Annotated in this window: 14 protein-coding genes; 7 read left to right on the top strand and 7 right to left on the bottom strand. The window is 58.0% G+C overall.

Going from position 1 to position 14,979, the window contains the following annotated elements:
* Positions 1 to 62: 62 nt before the first annotated feature.
* The 6 genes from OLSU_RS09450 to rpmH form a co-directional block, all read right to left on the bottom strand.
* The gene (locus tag OLSU_RS09450) at positions 63 to 824 is read right to left on the bottom strand and encodes a 16S rRNA (guanine(527)-N(7))-methyltransferase RsmG (RefSeq protein ID WP_013252624.1); all 762 of its coding nucleotides are present in this window, start codon (positions 822 to 824) and stop codon (positions 63 to 65) included.
* Positions 825 to 926: 102 nt separating this feature from the next.
* Positions 927 to 1,517, bottom strand: a complete 591-nt coding sequence (locus tag OLSU_RS08960) for a Jag family protein (RefSeq protein WP_013252623.1) — start codon at positions 1,515 to 1,517, stop codon at positions 927 to 929.
* A 60-nt stretch (positions 1,518 to 1,577) separates the two neighbouring features.
* The gene (locus tag OLSU_RS08955; protein ID WP_013252622.1) at positions 1,578 to 2,336 is read right to left on the bottom strand and encodes a YidC/Oxa1 family membrane protein insertase; all 759 of its coding nucleotides are present in this window, start codon (positions 2,334 to 2,336) and stop codon (positions 1,578 to 1,580) included.
* Between the two features lie 23 nt (positions 2,337 to 2,359).
* Positions 2,360 to 2,602, bottom strand: coding sequence for a membrane protein insertion efficiency factor YidD (gene yidD / locus OLSU_RS09445; protein ID WP_013252621.1), 243 nt, complete (start codon positions 2,600 to 2,602; stop codon positions 2,360 to 2,362).
* Between the two features lies 1 nt (position 2,603).
* Positions 2,604 to 2,924: a ribonuclease P protein component gene (gene rnpA, locus OLSU_RS08950; protein ID WP_013252620.1), complete on the bottom strand. Its 321-nt coding sequence runs from the start codon at positions 2,922 to 2,924 to the stop codon at positions 2,604 to 2,606.
* A gap of 7 nt (positions 2,925 to 2,931) precedes the next feature.
* Positions 2,932 to 3,066: a 50S ribosomal protein L34 gene (rpmH, locus tag OLSU_RS09440; protein WP_009278282.1), complete on the bottom strand. Its 135-nt coding sequence runs from the start codon at positions 3,064 to 3,066 to the stop codon at positions 2,932 to 2,934.
* Positions 3,067 to 3,486: 420 nt separating this feature from the next.
* Here rpmH and OLSU_RS08945 point away from each other — a divergent pair, with 420 nt between their 5' ends.
* The 7 genes from OLSU_RS08945 (at position 3,487) to gyrA (ending at position 14,207) form a co-directional block, all read left to right on the top strand.
* Complete coding sequence (locus tag OLSU_RS08945; RefSeq protein WP_013252619.1) at positions 3,487 to 4,566, top strand: ATP-binding protein; 1,080 nt, start codon at positions 3,487 to 3,489, stop codon at positions 4,564 to 4,566.
* Positions 4,567 to 4,642: 76 nt separating this feature from the next.
* Positions 4,643 to 6,241, top strand: a complete 1,599-nt coding sequence (locus tag OLSU_RS08940; RefSeq protein WP_013252618.1) for a DnaA/Hda family protein — start codon at positions 4,643 to 4,645, stop codon at positions 6,239 to 6,241.
* 241 nt (positions 6,242 to 6,482) lie between these two features.
* Positions 6,483 to 7,586 carry a DNA polymerase III subunit beta gene (dnaN, locus tag OLSU_RS08935; protein ID WP_013252617.1) on the top strand — a complete coding sequence of 368 codons (1,104 nt, stop codon included), beginning with the start codon at positions 6,483 to 6,485 and terminating at the stop codon, positions 7,584 to 7,586.
* Positions 7,587 to 7,588: 2 nt separating this feature from the next.
* Positions 7,589 to 8,677 carry a DNA replication/repair protein RecF gene (recF, locus tag OLSU_RS08930; RefSeq protein ID WP_013252616.1) on the top strand — a complete coding sequence of 363 codons (1,089 nt, stop codon included), beginning with the start codon at positions 7,589 to 7,591 and terminating at the stop codon, positions 8,675 to 8,677.
* The gene (locus OLSU_RS08925; RefSeq protein WP_013252615.1) at positions 8,667 to 9,245 is read left to right on the top strand and encodes a hypothetical protein; all 579 of its coding nucleotides are present in this window, start codon (positions 8,667 to 8,669) and stop codon (positions 9,243 to 9,245) included. Before recF ends, OLSU_RS08925 begins: the two co-directional genes overlap by 11 nt.
* A gap of 154 nt (positions 9,246 to 9,399) precedes the next feature.
* Complete coding sequence (gyrB, locus tag OLSU_RS08920; RefSeq protein WP_013252614.1) at positions 9,400 to 11,403, top strand: DNA topoisomerase (ATP-hydrolyzing) subunit B; 2,004 nt, start codon at positions 9,400 to 9,402, stop codon at positions 11,401 to 11,403.
* 14 nt (positions 11,404 to 11,417) lie between these two features.
* On the top strand, positions 11,418 to 14,207 hold the full coding sequence (gyrA, locus tag OLSU_RS08915) for a DNA gyrase subunit A (protein ID WP_013252613.1): 2,790 nt from the start codon (positions 11,418 to 11,420) through the stop codon (positions 14,205 to 14,207).
* 155 nt (positions 14,208 to 14,362) lie between these two features.
* On the opposite strand, the gene OLSU_RS08910 is transcribed toward gyrA, so the two are convergent.
* On the bottom strand, positions 14,363 to 14,857 hold the full coding sequence (locus tag OLSU_RS08910; RefSeq protein ID WP_269083696.1) for a bifunctional nuclease family protein: 495 nt from the start codon (positions 14,855 to 14,857) through the stop codon (positions 14,363 to 14,365).
* Positions 14,858 to 14,979: the final 122 nt, after the last annotated feature.

Genomic DNA, 14,979 nt, shown 5'->3' with positions numbered 1-14,979 from the left:
AATGATACATGCTTTTGTTTCACGTGAAACATCTAATCTGTACCTATTTGCAACGAATTACCCTAGTCTCCTTGTCGAGCTCCTAGAAATAAGGGCCTATGCTTTGCCATACCGTTCTTACGCGGTAGTTCCACGCAGGCTCTAGCTGTCTTTCTATATGCAATTACTTCTCTGTGACCCAAACCATCTGGCAATTCAAAAATTTCACGTGAAACACGTTTCATTCCACATAGATATGCCGTTTTATCTGCAGCTTCAAGTTCGTTATCTTGGATGTTCGCTTTGGCGCTGACTAAACAGCCTGACTTTCTCAATAGGGGAGAGGCGTACTCAACTAGTACCGGTAACTCCGCAACCGCACGAGCACTCACATAATCAAAGGCCCCTGCCTTCCTTCGAGCCAAGTCTTCGGCACGAATGCCTTTGGCAGACAGCTGTCCAGATAAGGAAAGGGTATGAATGAACCCTTCCACAGCATGTGCTTTCTTTCCCACCGAATCAATCAGGAGACCTGACATGCCAGTAGCTATTGCAAGAGGGATGCCAGGAAAGCCAGCCCCTGTCCCCAAATCGACAAAGTAGTTCTCATGTTTGTAACCAAGGTGATCAAGACAAGGAAGAAGTAAAAGAGAATCAAGGATATGGAGTATGAGACCATGCTCCATGGTGTCAATTCTAGTAAGGTTCATCTCCCTATTCTTATCAAAGACAAGCATGAGATGTTCAAGGAGGGTCATGCGCTGTGCGTCTGAGAGAAAGATTCCATATCCCTTGAGATGGGAATCTAAACCTGCACTATAGGAGGATAACATCAGCTCATTCATATACCCTGCCAAATAATAGCGTATCGTAGATTTTTGCCATAAGAAAAGGGGAGAGCAGAGACTCTCCCCATGATACCCCATAGAGTATATGTACCCGTCCTTTTAACGAACGAAGGTAATGATCACTCTCCTGTCTGGGTCCTCTCCCTCGGAATGAGTACTGACCTCTTCATTCTCCAAAAGGGTAAGGTGGACAAGCCTTCTCTCATAGGCATTCATGGGTGCAAGGACAACCTGGCCCTGTTGTCGTATTGCTCTATTGGCGGCTGAACGGGCAAGTGACTTAACTTTCTCCTTGCGTCTGCTCTTATATCCTTCAATATCGATACTAACCGGATAATGGAAGTGCAACTTATTAGACATAAAAGATGAAACAATCATCTGAAGTGCCTCGAGTGTGCGCCCGTGCCGACCAATGAGAACGGCGAGGTTTCCTCCACTCACATCGAGGATGAGCTCCCCCTCATCGCCGTCATACTCATCTATGGCGACCTGCGTTTCACCGAAGTAAGAGAGGAGAGACTTGACATAAGTTACCGCTATGTCGGCAATTCGGTCGACTTCCTCATCGGATAGTGACTCACCTGCTTCATAGCGCAGGCGTAAGGACTCGAGCTCGCCATCCTCTCTGGGTTCAGGCGTGCTGGGCGTGCCCTCCATTTGCTTGGGAGAAAGATCCCTCTCGTCCTCCATGTCTACCTCCAAAGTGTCCACGCGGCGCGCGACGTATCCCACACCTCGGTCCCGATCAACCTAACCCTTCTTGTGAGGTCGCGGCTTGCGCTCCTTGCGCACAACGTCTACCTGCACGGGCTGACTTGCCAACTTGGCTTCGGTCTCTTCCTTGACCTTCTGCATGACGCGTTGAGTCACGATCTTCTGCTGGGCAACCTGCCAGATGGCGGACGTGTCATAGTAGAGGAGAACCGCCCCGGGTGCCGACCAGCCGAACCAAAGCATCATCACAGCCATGACGACACCCATGATGAGCGTCTGCTGACGCTGCTCATCGGAGGTGTTCTGTAGGTTCATGATCATGGGAACGAGGGTCAAAACGCCAAAGGCCACATCGAAGAGGATGTAGACGAGTGCACCTGCGACTCCACCGGACGCGAGCGCCCCTGCGGCAGATTGGGAGAGCGAAGGCATGATGCTCAGGAAGTGCGCGTCGGCAGGAACGTTCTTTGCGACAGTGAACAGCGCAACGAACACCGGCATTTGGACGAGCACAGGTAGGCATCCACCGAGGGGGTTGAACTTGTGTTCCGAGTAGAACTTGCGCATCTCCTCGTTCATGCGCTCGGGATCGTCGGCATAGCGATTCTGAATTTCCTTCATCTTGGGCTGCAAAGCCTGCATACGCGCGCTCGAGGCTGTGGAGCGTGTCATGAGCGGCATGACGATGAGACGCATGATGAATGTCAGGATGATGACGGCGATACCCCAGTCACCTGCCCAGCCTGCAAGGCTTTCAAGCACATGCATGAGAAAGCTAATAAACCAATCCCACATGGTTCCTCCGAGAATTGAATTGCCTAGGGAACGGGATCATATCCGCCCTTATGGAATGGGTGGCATCTGAGAATCCTCTTTGCCGCAAGCATCATGCCGCGCGCAGCACCGTAGCGCTCTATTGCTTCGAGCGCGTATTCGGAGCAGGTGGGGGAGTAAATGCAGCGGGGCGCCAGCAGGGGAGATGCGTACTTCCTATATCCCTTGATAAGACAAAGGGATGCCCTCTGCAGCGTGGAAGCGTGATCTACGCCCACGTCGACCATATCAGACACCAACCCTCTCGATAAGGGAGGCTATGGCCCTTCCCACCTCCGAGGGGTGGCTTTCGTGAGTCTGCCTCGTCGCAAGGAGGATGACATCCGCACCCTCAAGCGGAAAACCACTCAGACGGGCGGCTTCCCTCAGCACCCTCTTACACCTGTTGCGATAGACGGCATTCCCAAGACGCTTAGGGGCAACGAAGGCGACCTTGCCAAAGCCGCCTTCGTCAGTCCTGAGCACGCACGCACGCACGAGTCTGTGGTTGACCCTCTTCCCGCCAGAGAAGACCTTCTCAAATTCCCTTTTGGATTTGATGGTCTCCATGACGTTCCTAGACGGTGAGCTGCTTACGACCCTTAGCGCGACGACGAGAGAGAACGGCACGACCGCCCTTGGTTGCCATGCGGGCTCGGAAACCGTGGGTCTTAGCACGCTTCCTCTTATTGGGCTGGTATGTACGCTTCATGTCTGAATCCTCCATGAATTAGAAATATCGAACCAATGGCATCAAGCCATAAGATTGTAGAGGTCGACAATTACGCTTGTCAATTAATCCTCAGCTAGTTGCCACAATTCACCCATTGTACGCTTCTCCTGGAAGCAGGTGTGGGCAACGGTTGGCCCTATGGTTGGCTCTATGAGAACCGGGAGAATTCCTACACATAGAGAATGGATAGCGAATAGAATCTTGCTTCAATTAGTTTTAACTGGTGTTTTATTCCCATCTAATGATATTATTTTCACGCTATGTTTTCTTTCTTCTAAGAGTTATAGACATTGTTTCTTAGTTTGTAGAAAACTTTGTTTTTGGTTTCATTCATATCGAATGTTTTTCTTCATTTGATGAATGGTTGTTGATAAGGAGAACAGGGGAGGGACTGCGGGCGTGGCACGGGCGTTTTATCCGTTCGTCGACAACACGACAAGCGACAGCGACGAGGGGGGCGACCTGGCGGCAGGGGGGCGCACGCCCCCCCTCGAGGTACGCTACCCGGCGCGCATAGCCGTGTATGACGATGCGGCGGCCGCGCCGCGCGTAGTGGTCGTCGAGACGCAGGATGTGCGCTCGTATCTTGAGGAGATAACTGCGACGGTGGTGCGACTCTGCAAGGAGCAGGGCGGCGACATCCCCTTCATGGTCATCCGCGAGGTGGTCGAGAACTACATACACGCATATTTCATCGAACCGACCATCAGCATCCTCGACGGGGGAGACACCATACGCTTCTCGGACCAGGGGCCAGGCATCAGAGAGAAGGAACGGGCGCTGGAGTATGGCACTACCTCCGCGACGGAGGACATGAAGCAGTTCATACGTGGCGTCGGATCGGGCCTTCCCTATGCGCAGCAATATATGATGGACCGAGGTGGGTCGCTCACCATAGAGGACAACATCACGGGTGGGACCATCGTCACGATATCAAGCGTCGCAGACGAGGGGGCAGTTACGGATGACGAACGCTACGCATACCAAGCGGCCCCCTGCGCCCAAATCGCTGGGACGTATCAGTATCAACAGCCTATGGGCGGCTCTTCCGTTGCCGGAGCACAGTACCCCTATCCCTACGGACAAGCAGGCACCCCAATGGTTGCCATGCCCTACCAGCAGTCTGGTGGCTATGTCGTGCAACACGTCCCACCGATGCAGATGCCAGTCCCAAGGCATCAGATGGTGGCGCCCGTCCCCGGTGCTCCAAACCAGGGCCACGTGCAGGGGGCAGCAGGGCAGTCGGTTCCCCTGGGCATCACGGTCTCACCACGCGGAATGATGGTCCTTTCGTTCCTCGCACAACACGACGCCGTCGGACCGACCGAACTCATGCGCACCTACGGCTCATCACAACCCACCTGGTCGCGCGAGCTCAAGGCCCTGGAGGCAGCGGGTCTTGTGCACAAGAAGAAAGGCGAGCAGAAGCGCGTCCTCACCGCAGTGGGAAGGGCATACCTGCTCCAACAGGGGATGTAGTCTTCTTTCAACCCAAGCGTGGTTTTCATCATATAATGGACCGCACTTTTCAACATTCGAACACGTTTGGTGAACCATGGACCCACTACAAGATTCCGATGCCGACATCCTTTGGCATGACGTCCTGATGCTCCTCGAGGCGCAGGGCATCCAACCATCGCTGCTGGCTATGCTCAAGAGCTGCTCCGCACGTTCGTTTGACGGCGAGAGCCTCCACATAGAGACCTCCATGACCTTTGCCCAGCGCAAGATCATGCAGCATGGCACCATGATCGAGGGATGCCTCGAGCAGGCCGCGTTCCAACCAGTCATGCTCTGTGTCGATCTGGCAAGGGACACTATGGGCACACACTTACATCTGAACGAAGCGGCACGCGGGGCGGGCCACGTGGGCGAGGAGCACCAAACTCGTGGCCCGGTGCAAGGCACAGCTCCCAAGCCAACAAGAAAACCCGTGATAGCGGTCGAAACCACCATCACACCAGACCAGCTGGGAGAGGTTCCTCAACGGAGACGGGGAGGCGCGGGTCGAGTCGAGGGAATGACCACGACCGAGGCATACAATCACTTCGAGAGCGAGGCCGTCGAAGTCGTCGACTCCAAACTCACCTTCGACCGCTTCGTCGCCGGCGAGGAGAACATGCTGGCCTACGAGGCGGCCAAACAGGTCGCTAACGGCGAGAACAAGAGCTATAACCCCCTGTTCATCCACGGTAAGAGCGGGCTGGGCAAGACCCACCTGCTCAGGGCGATACAGAACTACATCGTTCACAACGACCCCTCGCGCCTCTGCGTCTATCGCACGGCCGCAGAGTTTATCGAGGAGTACCGTATTGCATGGAACGACAGCGAGACATCTGCCCGGAGCGTCCTCTCGAAGAGCTACCAGAACGTCGACGTGCTGATCATCGATGACATCCAGAACATGCGGACCGCCGCTGGCACCATCCGCTTCTTCTTCGAGACATTCAATGCGCTGGTGTCACATGGCAAACAGATCGTATGTGCGGCGGACAGGTCACCATTGCAGCTGGGCACGGGTGACAGCAAGTTCGACGAGCGTGAGACCAGCCGTATGGACTCGGGCGTGACAGTCAGCATCCAAGTGCCAGACTACGAGCTCAAGCTCAATCTCATCAACAACTTCTACGAGCACATGAAGCAGGATGCCATAAACGAGCACCTACCCCTCATGGATGGGACCATCTCCGAGGAGATGCGCCGCCTCATGGCCGATAGGTCGGGTACGAACATCCGTGTCATCGAGGGCTTCGTCCACGCCTGTCTCATGGATGCATCTCGCAAGAAGACCCGCGACCTCCCCTTCACCCGTGAGGACATCATCCGCATCGCCAGCTCCAAGTGGCCCACCGGACAAAAGATCATCACCGTGGACCAGATCCAGAAGGCCATAGAGGGATACTATGACATCTCTCACAACGACCTCGTGGGTGGCAAGCGCAACAAGGAACTCATGGAGCCACGCCACGTAGCCATCTGGCTCACGCGCAAGCTGACCGACCACACGTTGGCAGACATCGGCAAGAAGTTTGGTGGGCGGAGCCACGCCACCGTAGAACACAGCATCGCCTGGGTCGACAAGGCCAAGAGAGAAGACCGCATCTTTCACGACCGTGTGCAGACCCTGCACGACAGCATCACGGACAGTAGCTGACGGTGTCGATGACAGTGATGAAAACCTGTCGTCTCGCGTTGACAAGCCCTTCCCCTCTGTCGAAAGCCGTTTTCGACACGTACGCGTGTTGAGGGGGAGAAGAGGGAATGTGGACGTCTACAATGAGTGAGGCGATGCTCCGAGCAGCACGTCCGCAAGGTTTTCACCTTTTTGACAGCGTCTATTACTAGAACTGCTCCTTTACGTATATATAAGTACCAATAGCAACGGAAGGGTACCCATGAAGTTCTCGGTGAGCCAGTCATCCCTGTCCCAGGCGCTCGCAGTCGTCTCGAAGGGCATGGGTAGTAATTCGACCCTGCCCATCCTCTCGGGCATCCTCATCACAGCTGCCGAGGGCACACTGACGTTCCAGACCACCGACCTCACGATTAACGTCCGCCATCGCATCGCCGCCATGGTCGAGGAGGCGGGGTCGACGGTCGTCTCGGGCAAGATCCTTATGAACATCGTCAAGACGCTACCTGATGCCGCGGTCTCCTTCGAGGGGGGCGAGCGTGTCGTCTCCATCTCCTGCGACAAGTCGACATTCCGTCTGAACACCCTCGACCCGTCGGACTTTCCAGAGTTCCCGCAGTTCGCCCTCGGCCGCACCATAGAGCTTCCGTCATCCCTGCTCTCCGAGATGGTCGATAAGGTCTACAAGGTGACCTCGAGGGACACCTCTCGACCGATTCTCTCGGGCGTGCTGCTTTCCGTTGAGGAGAACACCATCCGCCTGGTCGCGACCGACTCTTACCGCCTGGCAGTCTGCGATTCCAATGCCGAGACCTCATCTGCGGACGAGGCGTTCCAGACAATCGTTCCCGGCATGACCTTCCACGACGTCCTCACCCTCCCCTCCATGACGGAAAAGGTCCTCATAGGTACCACAGACAGCCAGGTGGTGTTCGTCTTTGGCAACACCACCTACATCACCCGCAAGATCGAGGGGAACTTCCCCAACTACAAGCAGCTCCTTCCCGCCGACTGCAACACCTCCGTCAAGGTCAACGTCTCGGAGTTCGCCTCCGCGCTCAAGCGCGTCTCGGTCATCGCTTTGGCAAACCCCTCCGTCCGCGTCGACATCGACACGGACGGAGGGGTCATGAAGCTCTCGGCGTCCTCTCCTGACCAGGGGGAGTCGACGGAACTCCTTCCCGTCGACGTCGAGGGGCAGAGCATGTCGATAGCGCTCAACTACCACTACGTGTTCGACTGCGTGAACGCCGCCGCAAACGAGAAGGAGATAACCCTTGAGCTGTTGAGTGCCATGCAACCGGGCATATTCAAGTCTTATGCCAAGATCAACTACCTCTACCTGCTAATGCCCGTCAGGATGTAGGTGTGGGGCTGCTTGTCAGAAGTCTTGGTCTGCGCAACTGGCGCAACTTTGACGAGAGGAACATAGCGCTCGCCGATGGCATGACCGTACTCCACGGTCGTAATGCCGCAGGCAAGACGAACGCCATCGAAGCTCTGCAGATGCTCACCGCAGGCTTCTCGTTTCGGCATTCCAAACCCGCCCAACTCGTTCGCGAGGATCAGAGCTGTGCCCTGATAGCGGCCCGTCTCGAGGGCGATGGCCGTGTCGTTGACGTGTCCTGTGAGATCGACCCCACACGCCGTCGTTTCATGAGAAATGGGAAGAGGTGCCAGGCCCAAGACCTTCCGTCTACGCTGATGTCGGTCCTCTTCAGTCCCGACGACCTGTCGTTCGTGAAGCGTGGGGCAGCGTATCGTCGCGATGAGCTCGACGCCTTTGGTCGTCAGGCGAACAGGTCCTACTCAAAGATACTCTCGGCCTATGTACGTTCGGTCGAGCAACGCAACCGACTTCTGAGGCAGGAGTGTCCCGATCTGGCGCTCCTTGAAGCCTGGGACGCGTCGGTGGCACTTGGTGGATCCACGCTACTCGTCTCTCGCATCCACCTGTTCGAACGATTGGTCGAGTACATGTGCCCCATCTACCGCGAAATCTCAGAGGGTGAGGAGCTGGGCTGCCGCTACATCTCGTCTCTTGGGCTTCCCCTCGAGGACCTCTCTCGTGACGAGATCTGCGCGGCCTTCGCGAAGCGCCTATGTGAGCTACGACCACAGGAGCTACGTCGCCAGCAGACGCTCGTGGGTCCCCAGCGTGACGATCTTTCGTTCACGATCGACGGTCGCGATGCCCGGAGCTTCGGGTCTCAGGGACAGCAGCGATCCATCGTCCTCGCATGGAAGATGGCCGAGGTGAAGCTTTCCCGCGACGTGACGGGGGAGCAGCCGCTTTTGCTGTTGGACGACGTCATGTCCGAACTGGACGAGACCCGCCGCAACGCCATGACCCGCTTCGTCCAGGGTGGCATCCAGGCGGTCGTGAGCACGACCAACCTTGGCTACTTTCCACGGGAGCTTCTCTGTGGTGCGGAGGTGGTTCCCATTGGCGAATGAGGGGGACTTCTCGTCGCACAAGGGCTACGTGGGTAGCTATGACTTCGAGGGCTGCACTAAGAATCCGCCCGTGACGGTGGGGAAGGCCTTGGATGGTCTGTTCTCCGACGCCCTCGCCACCCGTCTCAGCGAGAACCAACGTGCCGCAGTTGCGTGGTTTCGCGCGAATGGCGATATCGAGCATGCGCACACGACAGGCGTTTTCCTCAAAAGGCGGCGCGCGGACGGCCTGGCCCCCGTGTTGGGGGTGTATGTCGACTCGCATGCCCGCCTGACGGACTTCTCGGTGAACAGGGAGGTCTACCTCTCACGCCTGGCTGCGATCGGCTTCGAGGTATCGGGCATTGAGTTCAGGCTTTCGAGAAGACCCGCGTCGTCGCCCGTTTCTCACGCGGCACTCGGTAACGGAGCGACCCCGCCCTCGCCAAAGGCACTCCCTCCGCTTACCGCCGCGGAGGAAGAACGCGTCGCCGCGCTCACGGAGGACCTTCCCGACCACCTGAGGGCCCGTGCGGCAACAGCCATGAGAAACTCACTTCGTCGAGAGAGGTATGAGGGACGTGAATAGGTTTTCCTTGCCTAATTTCGGGTCCTGAGAGTCTCTGACAAGGTATTGGCAATATATTGTCTATCGAATTTTGCTTGGCCTGAAGAAATGAAAATACTCGAAGCGTAGAATGGCTAAGTCTCTGGGAACGGGTTTTTTTAAGAGAGGAACATCATTGCCCAGCAAAAACGAGCATAGCTACGGCGCGAGCGAAATCAAGGTTCTGAAGGGTCTCGAGGCCGTCCGCAAGCGCCCTGGCATGTATATTGGAACCACCTCAAAGACTGGCCTCCACCATCTGGTGTGGGAGATCGTCGACAACTCGGTTGATGAGGCCATGGCTGGTTTCTGTAACAAGATTCAGGTTACCGTCCATGCCGACAACTCGGTCACTGTGGTCGACAACGGGCGTGGCATCCCCACCGCCATGCACCCCGTCGAGAGGAAGCCCACCCTTGAGGTTGTCCTCACAGTACTCCATGCGGGCGGCAAGTTCGACAATAACGCCTACAAGGTGTCGGGCGGCCTGCACGGTGTCGGCATCTCCGTCGTCAATGCCCTCTCGAAGCGCCTCGTCGCCCAAGTCAAGCGTGATGGCGTGATCAACGAGATCGAGCTGTCTCGCGGCAAGGTGACCAAGAAGATGCACAAGGTTGGTACCTGCAGCCCCAACGTAACGGGTACGACCGTCACCTTCTGGCCGGATGACCAGATCTTCGAGACCATGACTTACGACTACGACACCCTCCATGACCATCTGCAGGAGACGGCCTTCCTCAACAAGGGCGTCAAGATAGTCCTGACTGACGAGCGCGAGCTCGTCCCACGTGTGGATGAGTTCTGCTATGCGGGTGGCATCATCGACTTCGTCAAGTTCCTCAACGAGGGCAAGACGGTTCTTTCCGGTTGTTCCAAGCCCATCTACATCGAGGGAACCTCTGATCCCGCCGCGCCCGAAAGCAACAAGGGTGAGGTGGAAGTATCGATGCAGTGGAACAGCGGGTATTCCGAGATGGTCATGAGCTTTGCGAACGACATCTACACCGAGGAGGGCGGCATGCACCTCGAGGGCTTCCGCACGGCCCTCACCAAGACCGTCAATGACTATGCCCGCAACCACAAGCTCCTGAAGGAGAGGGACAGCAACCTCACGGGCGATGACATTCGCGAGGGAATGACGGCCGTCATCTCGGTCAAACTGCCCGATCCCCAGTTCGAGGGACAGACCAAGGCCAAACTCGGCAGTTCGTACATGCGCACCCTCACCAACAAGATCGTCTCCGCAGGGCTTGCGGAGTATCTCGAAGAGCATCCCAACCAGGCCAGGGAGATGTTCAAGAAGGCGGCCCAGGCCGCAAAGGGACGCCTCGCCGCACAGAAGGCCCGCCAAGCGACCCGGCGCAAGAGCATACTCGAGAGCGCTGCCCTTCCCGGCAAGCTGGCGGACTGCTCGGTCCGCGACGCCTCCATGACGGAGCTCTTCATCGTCGAGGGCGACTCGGCAGGCGGTTCCGCGAAGGACGGCCGGCGCCGCGACATCCAGGCCATACTGCCGCTGCGCGGCAAGATCCTCAATGTCGAGCGCGTAGGTGACCACCGTGCGTTCAGCTCGGAGACCATCCAGTCCCTCATTACTGCGATCGGCACCGGTGTCACCATGAGCAACGGCGAGGGCGGTGACTTTGACATAGCCAAAGCCCGCTACCACAAGATCATCATCATGACGGATGCCGACGTCGACGGCGCACACATTCGCATCCTGCTGATGACCTTCTTCTACAAGTACATGCGCCCCCTCATTGACGCAGGCTTTGTCTATGCGGCCTGTCCGCCTATCTTTGGCGTAAAGGTCGGAAAGAGGATCCACTACGTCTATCCTGACAGCGAGACGGACGAGAACGTCCTCTTGCAGCAGGCCATAGAGGAATGTGTTCCGCGCGATGAGGAGGGAAAGCAGCGCAAGTACAGCGTCCAGCGCTATAAGGGCCTGGGCGAGATGGACCCCCAACAGCTTGCCGACACCACGATGGATCCTAAGACCCGCATCCTCCAACGCATCAGCATCGATGACGCCGCCCGCGCCGAACGCGCGGTCTCTCGTCTCATGGGCACCTCCGTCGAATATCGCAGGGACTACATCGAGCAGCACGCCAAGGATGCGCGATTCCTCGACATCTAACGAAAGGCAGTTACGTGGCAGACGACAACAGCAATATCACGCCGGAGGATGGGGAGCATGCCGCTGCCTCCCTACCCGACGATCTGAGGGAGCTCCTTGACCGTGCGGAACGCGACGAGTCCGGCACCCCTGTCTATGACCCCGAAGCCGAGGATGAAGCCGGCATGGACGATGTGGCTACCGACGAGGCGGACGACGAGGTCGAGATGGGCAGCGACAACCGCGGGATGGGTGACGACGTGGACATCCACGGGGGCCGCCTGCAACTCCACGAGTTCGGACACGAGATGGAGCAGTCCTTCATCGAGTACTCCATGTCCGTCATCACCGCCCGTGCGCTTCCCGACGTGCGTGACGGCCTGAAGCCCGTCCACCGGCGCATCCTCTACGCCATGAACGAGGCGGGGATCTTCCCCAACAAGCCACACAAGAAGTCCGCCTGGACCGTCGGCGAGGTCATCGGCAAGTATCACCCCCATGGTGACTCCGCAGTCTACGATGCGATGGTTCGTCTCGCCCAGTGGTTCTCCATGAGGACTCCCCTGGTCGATGGGCATGGCAACTTCGGTAACATCGACGGAGACTCCGCCGCCGCCATGCGATACACCGAGTCCCGTCTCGCCCGTCCGGCCATGGAGCTTCTGCGTGACCTCAACAAGGACACCATCGATTGGCAGTCCAACTACGACGAGTCTCTCCAGGAGCCCGTGGTCCTTCCGGCGCGCTTCCCCAACCTGCTGGTGAATGGTTCACAGGGCATCGCCGTCGGCATGGCGACCAACATCCCTCCCCATAACCTGAAGGAGACCATCGCCGCAGTATGCATGCTGATCGACAACCCTGACGCGACGGTGGACGACCTCATGACCGTCATGCCTGGGCCTGACTTCCCGACCGGTGCGGTCATCATGGGCTCGGAAGGCATTCGCCAGGCCTACGAGACGGGGCGCGGCATCATCACCATCCGCGCCAAAGCCCATGTCGAGTCCACCAAGACGGGGCGCAACAAGCTCGTCTTCACCGAGTTCCCCTATGGTGTCAACAAGGGAACCCTGCAGGAGAAGATAGCCCAGCTCGTCAACGAGAAGCGCGTCGAGGGCATCTCGGACATGCGCGACGAATCCAACCGCAAGGGCCTGCGCCTTGTCATCGAGCTCAAGCAGGGTGCCATTCCCGAGGTCGTCCTGAACAACCTCTACAAGTACTCCGCCCTCCAGAGTTCCTTTGGCATCATCGACCTTGCTCTGGTGAACGGCGTGCCCCGCACGCTCACCCTGCGCGAGATGCTTCAGCACTACATAGACCATCAGGTTGACGTGGTGACCCGTCGCACACGCTTTGACCTTGCCAAGGCACGTGCGCGCGCCCACATCCTCGAGGGCCTGCTCCTCGCCCTCGACCATATCGACGAGGTCATCAGCATCATCCGCTCGAGTCGTACCGACACCCAGGCCTCCGAGCGCCTCATCGAGAGGTTTGGCTTCACCAAGCAGCAGACCACAGCGATTCTCGAGATGCGCCTCCGTCGCCTTACCGGCCTCGAGCGCGACAAGATCCAAGAGGAGCTCGACGGCCTCCGCCGCGCCATCGAGTATTATGAGGACCTGCTCGCCGACTCCCGCAAGATCCTCGAGGTCATAAAGTCAGAGATGTCCGAGATAGGCGAGAAGTACGGGGACAAGCGCCGTACCACCATCTCCGATGCCCCGGTTGTCCTGGACGTCGAGGACCTCATTGCCGAGGAGGACATGGTCGTAACGGTGACCCATGCCGGCTACGTCAAGCGCCTCCCAGTGGCCACCTATCGTTCGCAGAAGCGCGGTGGCAAGGGCGTCCAGGGGCTTTCCCTCAAGGACAACGACTTCGTCGAGGATCTCTTCGTGGCGTCGACGCACGACTACGTCATGTTCTTCACCAACCGGGGCAAGGTCTATCGCGTCAAGGTCCACGAGCTTCCTATCGGGTCACGTCACGCCCGCGGTTCCGCACTCGTCAACGTACTGCCCCTCGGGGAGGGGGAGCATCCCACCGCCGTCATCACCACCCGCGAGTTCCCCGCCGACGAGTACCTGATGTTCGCGACCGCAAACGGCATGGTCAAGAAGACGGCCATGAGTGACTACGACAAGAGCCGTCGGGACGGCATCATTGCCATCAACCTCAAGCGCGACGACGAGCTGGTCAATGTGCGCCGCGTCAAGCCGGGACAGAAGGTCATCCTCTGCTCCGAGGTCGGCAAGGCCATCCTTTTCGATGAGTCCGAGGTGAGGCCTACCGGTCGTGACACCTCGGGCGTGCGCGGCATTACGCTGAAGGACGACGTCAAGATGCTTGGCATGGAGATAACCAACGGAAACGGGGACCTTCTCGTCATGACCGAGAGGGGCTATGGCAAGCGCACTCCCGTCTTCGAGTATCCCGAGCACAAGCGCGGCGGTCAAGGTGTTGCCACTATCGCGATGACCTCGAAGAAGGGCAATCTCGTTGCCTGTCGCGTCGTCGGTCCCCAGCATGAGCTCATGATCGTTTCCGAGGAAGGCGTCGTCATACGCGTCAAGACGGCGGACATATCTAAGCTTGGCCGTGCGACGCAGGGCGTCAAGATCATGAACATGGGGGAAAACGACAAGGTGAGTGCCGTCGCCCGCATGGTGGCCCACAAGAAGAAGGCCGCCAAGGCCAATCCGATGCAGCGCTCCCTCGATCTCTCGGCCGCCGGTGCCCGCGACGCCAGCGACGAGGACCCCGTCGACATTGGTGACGAGGAAGAACTCGATGACAGCCTGCTCGAGGATGACGAGTAGGGTTCTTCTCGCAAGCGGGACCACACGTCTCTTCTCGTTGCCGCTGTGACGATAAGGGCGGGGCACGTTCGGTCTTCTCCGCAACGTGCCCCGCCTGTTACCATGCACTCCCTGGGGCTTTGTCCCACATGCCCCGCTCTGCCTGTGCTGGGTCCTCAGTCGAAGTCCTCGGGAGAGAGGCTTTCAACGAAGTCGTGGAACCTCTCGATCTCCACCTGCCGCTCGTCTCGTTCGACCGATCCGAAGTCAGGCATGGCGGCCTTCTCGACCACTGCCTCGTCAGCGAAGATGGGCACGTGTGCACGGACGGCAAGTGCGATGGCATCCGAGGGCCTCGCGTCGACGCTCACTCGACGACCCAGCTCCGTTGTGGCGACCAGACGCGCGAAGAAGGTGGTTCCCTCGACGCCGACTATCTCGATGTCATCGAGATGCGCTCCCAGTGAGGTTATGGTGTCGAGCAGGAGGTCATGCGTCATGGGCCGCCCCTGGGAGGAACCATCGACGCCCATCGATATGGACATGGCCTCTATGGGTCCGATGCGGATGGGAAGTCGTGGTGCTGACTCGTTGGCCTGTGGAGATCGTGGTCTGAGAACGACGAGAGACGTCACAGGGCCTCCGCCCACGACGACCGTCTGAATGTCCATGCGAACCATCTAGTCACCCCCCCTTACCTCTGTGTGGGGATATGGTACCCGTCCGCTGTGGCCTTGCAAGTAAAAAGATTGTGTCCACCGCACCTCGCCGGGCTCCCCGCCCCTGGCGTCTG

The sequence above is a fragment of the Olsenella uli DSM 7084 genome, assembly GCF_000143845.1.
GTDB classification, from domain to species: Bacteria; Actinomycetota; Coriobacteriia; order Coriobacteriales; family Atopobiaceae; genus Olsenella; species Olsenella uli.
Note: the sequence above shows the minus strand (reverse complement) of the source record. Positions and strands in the feature narration are given on the sequence as shown.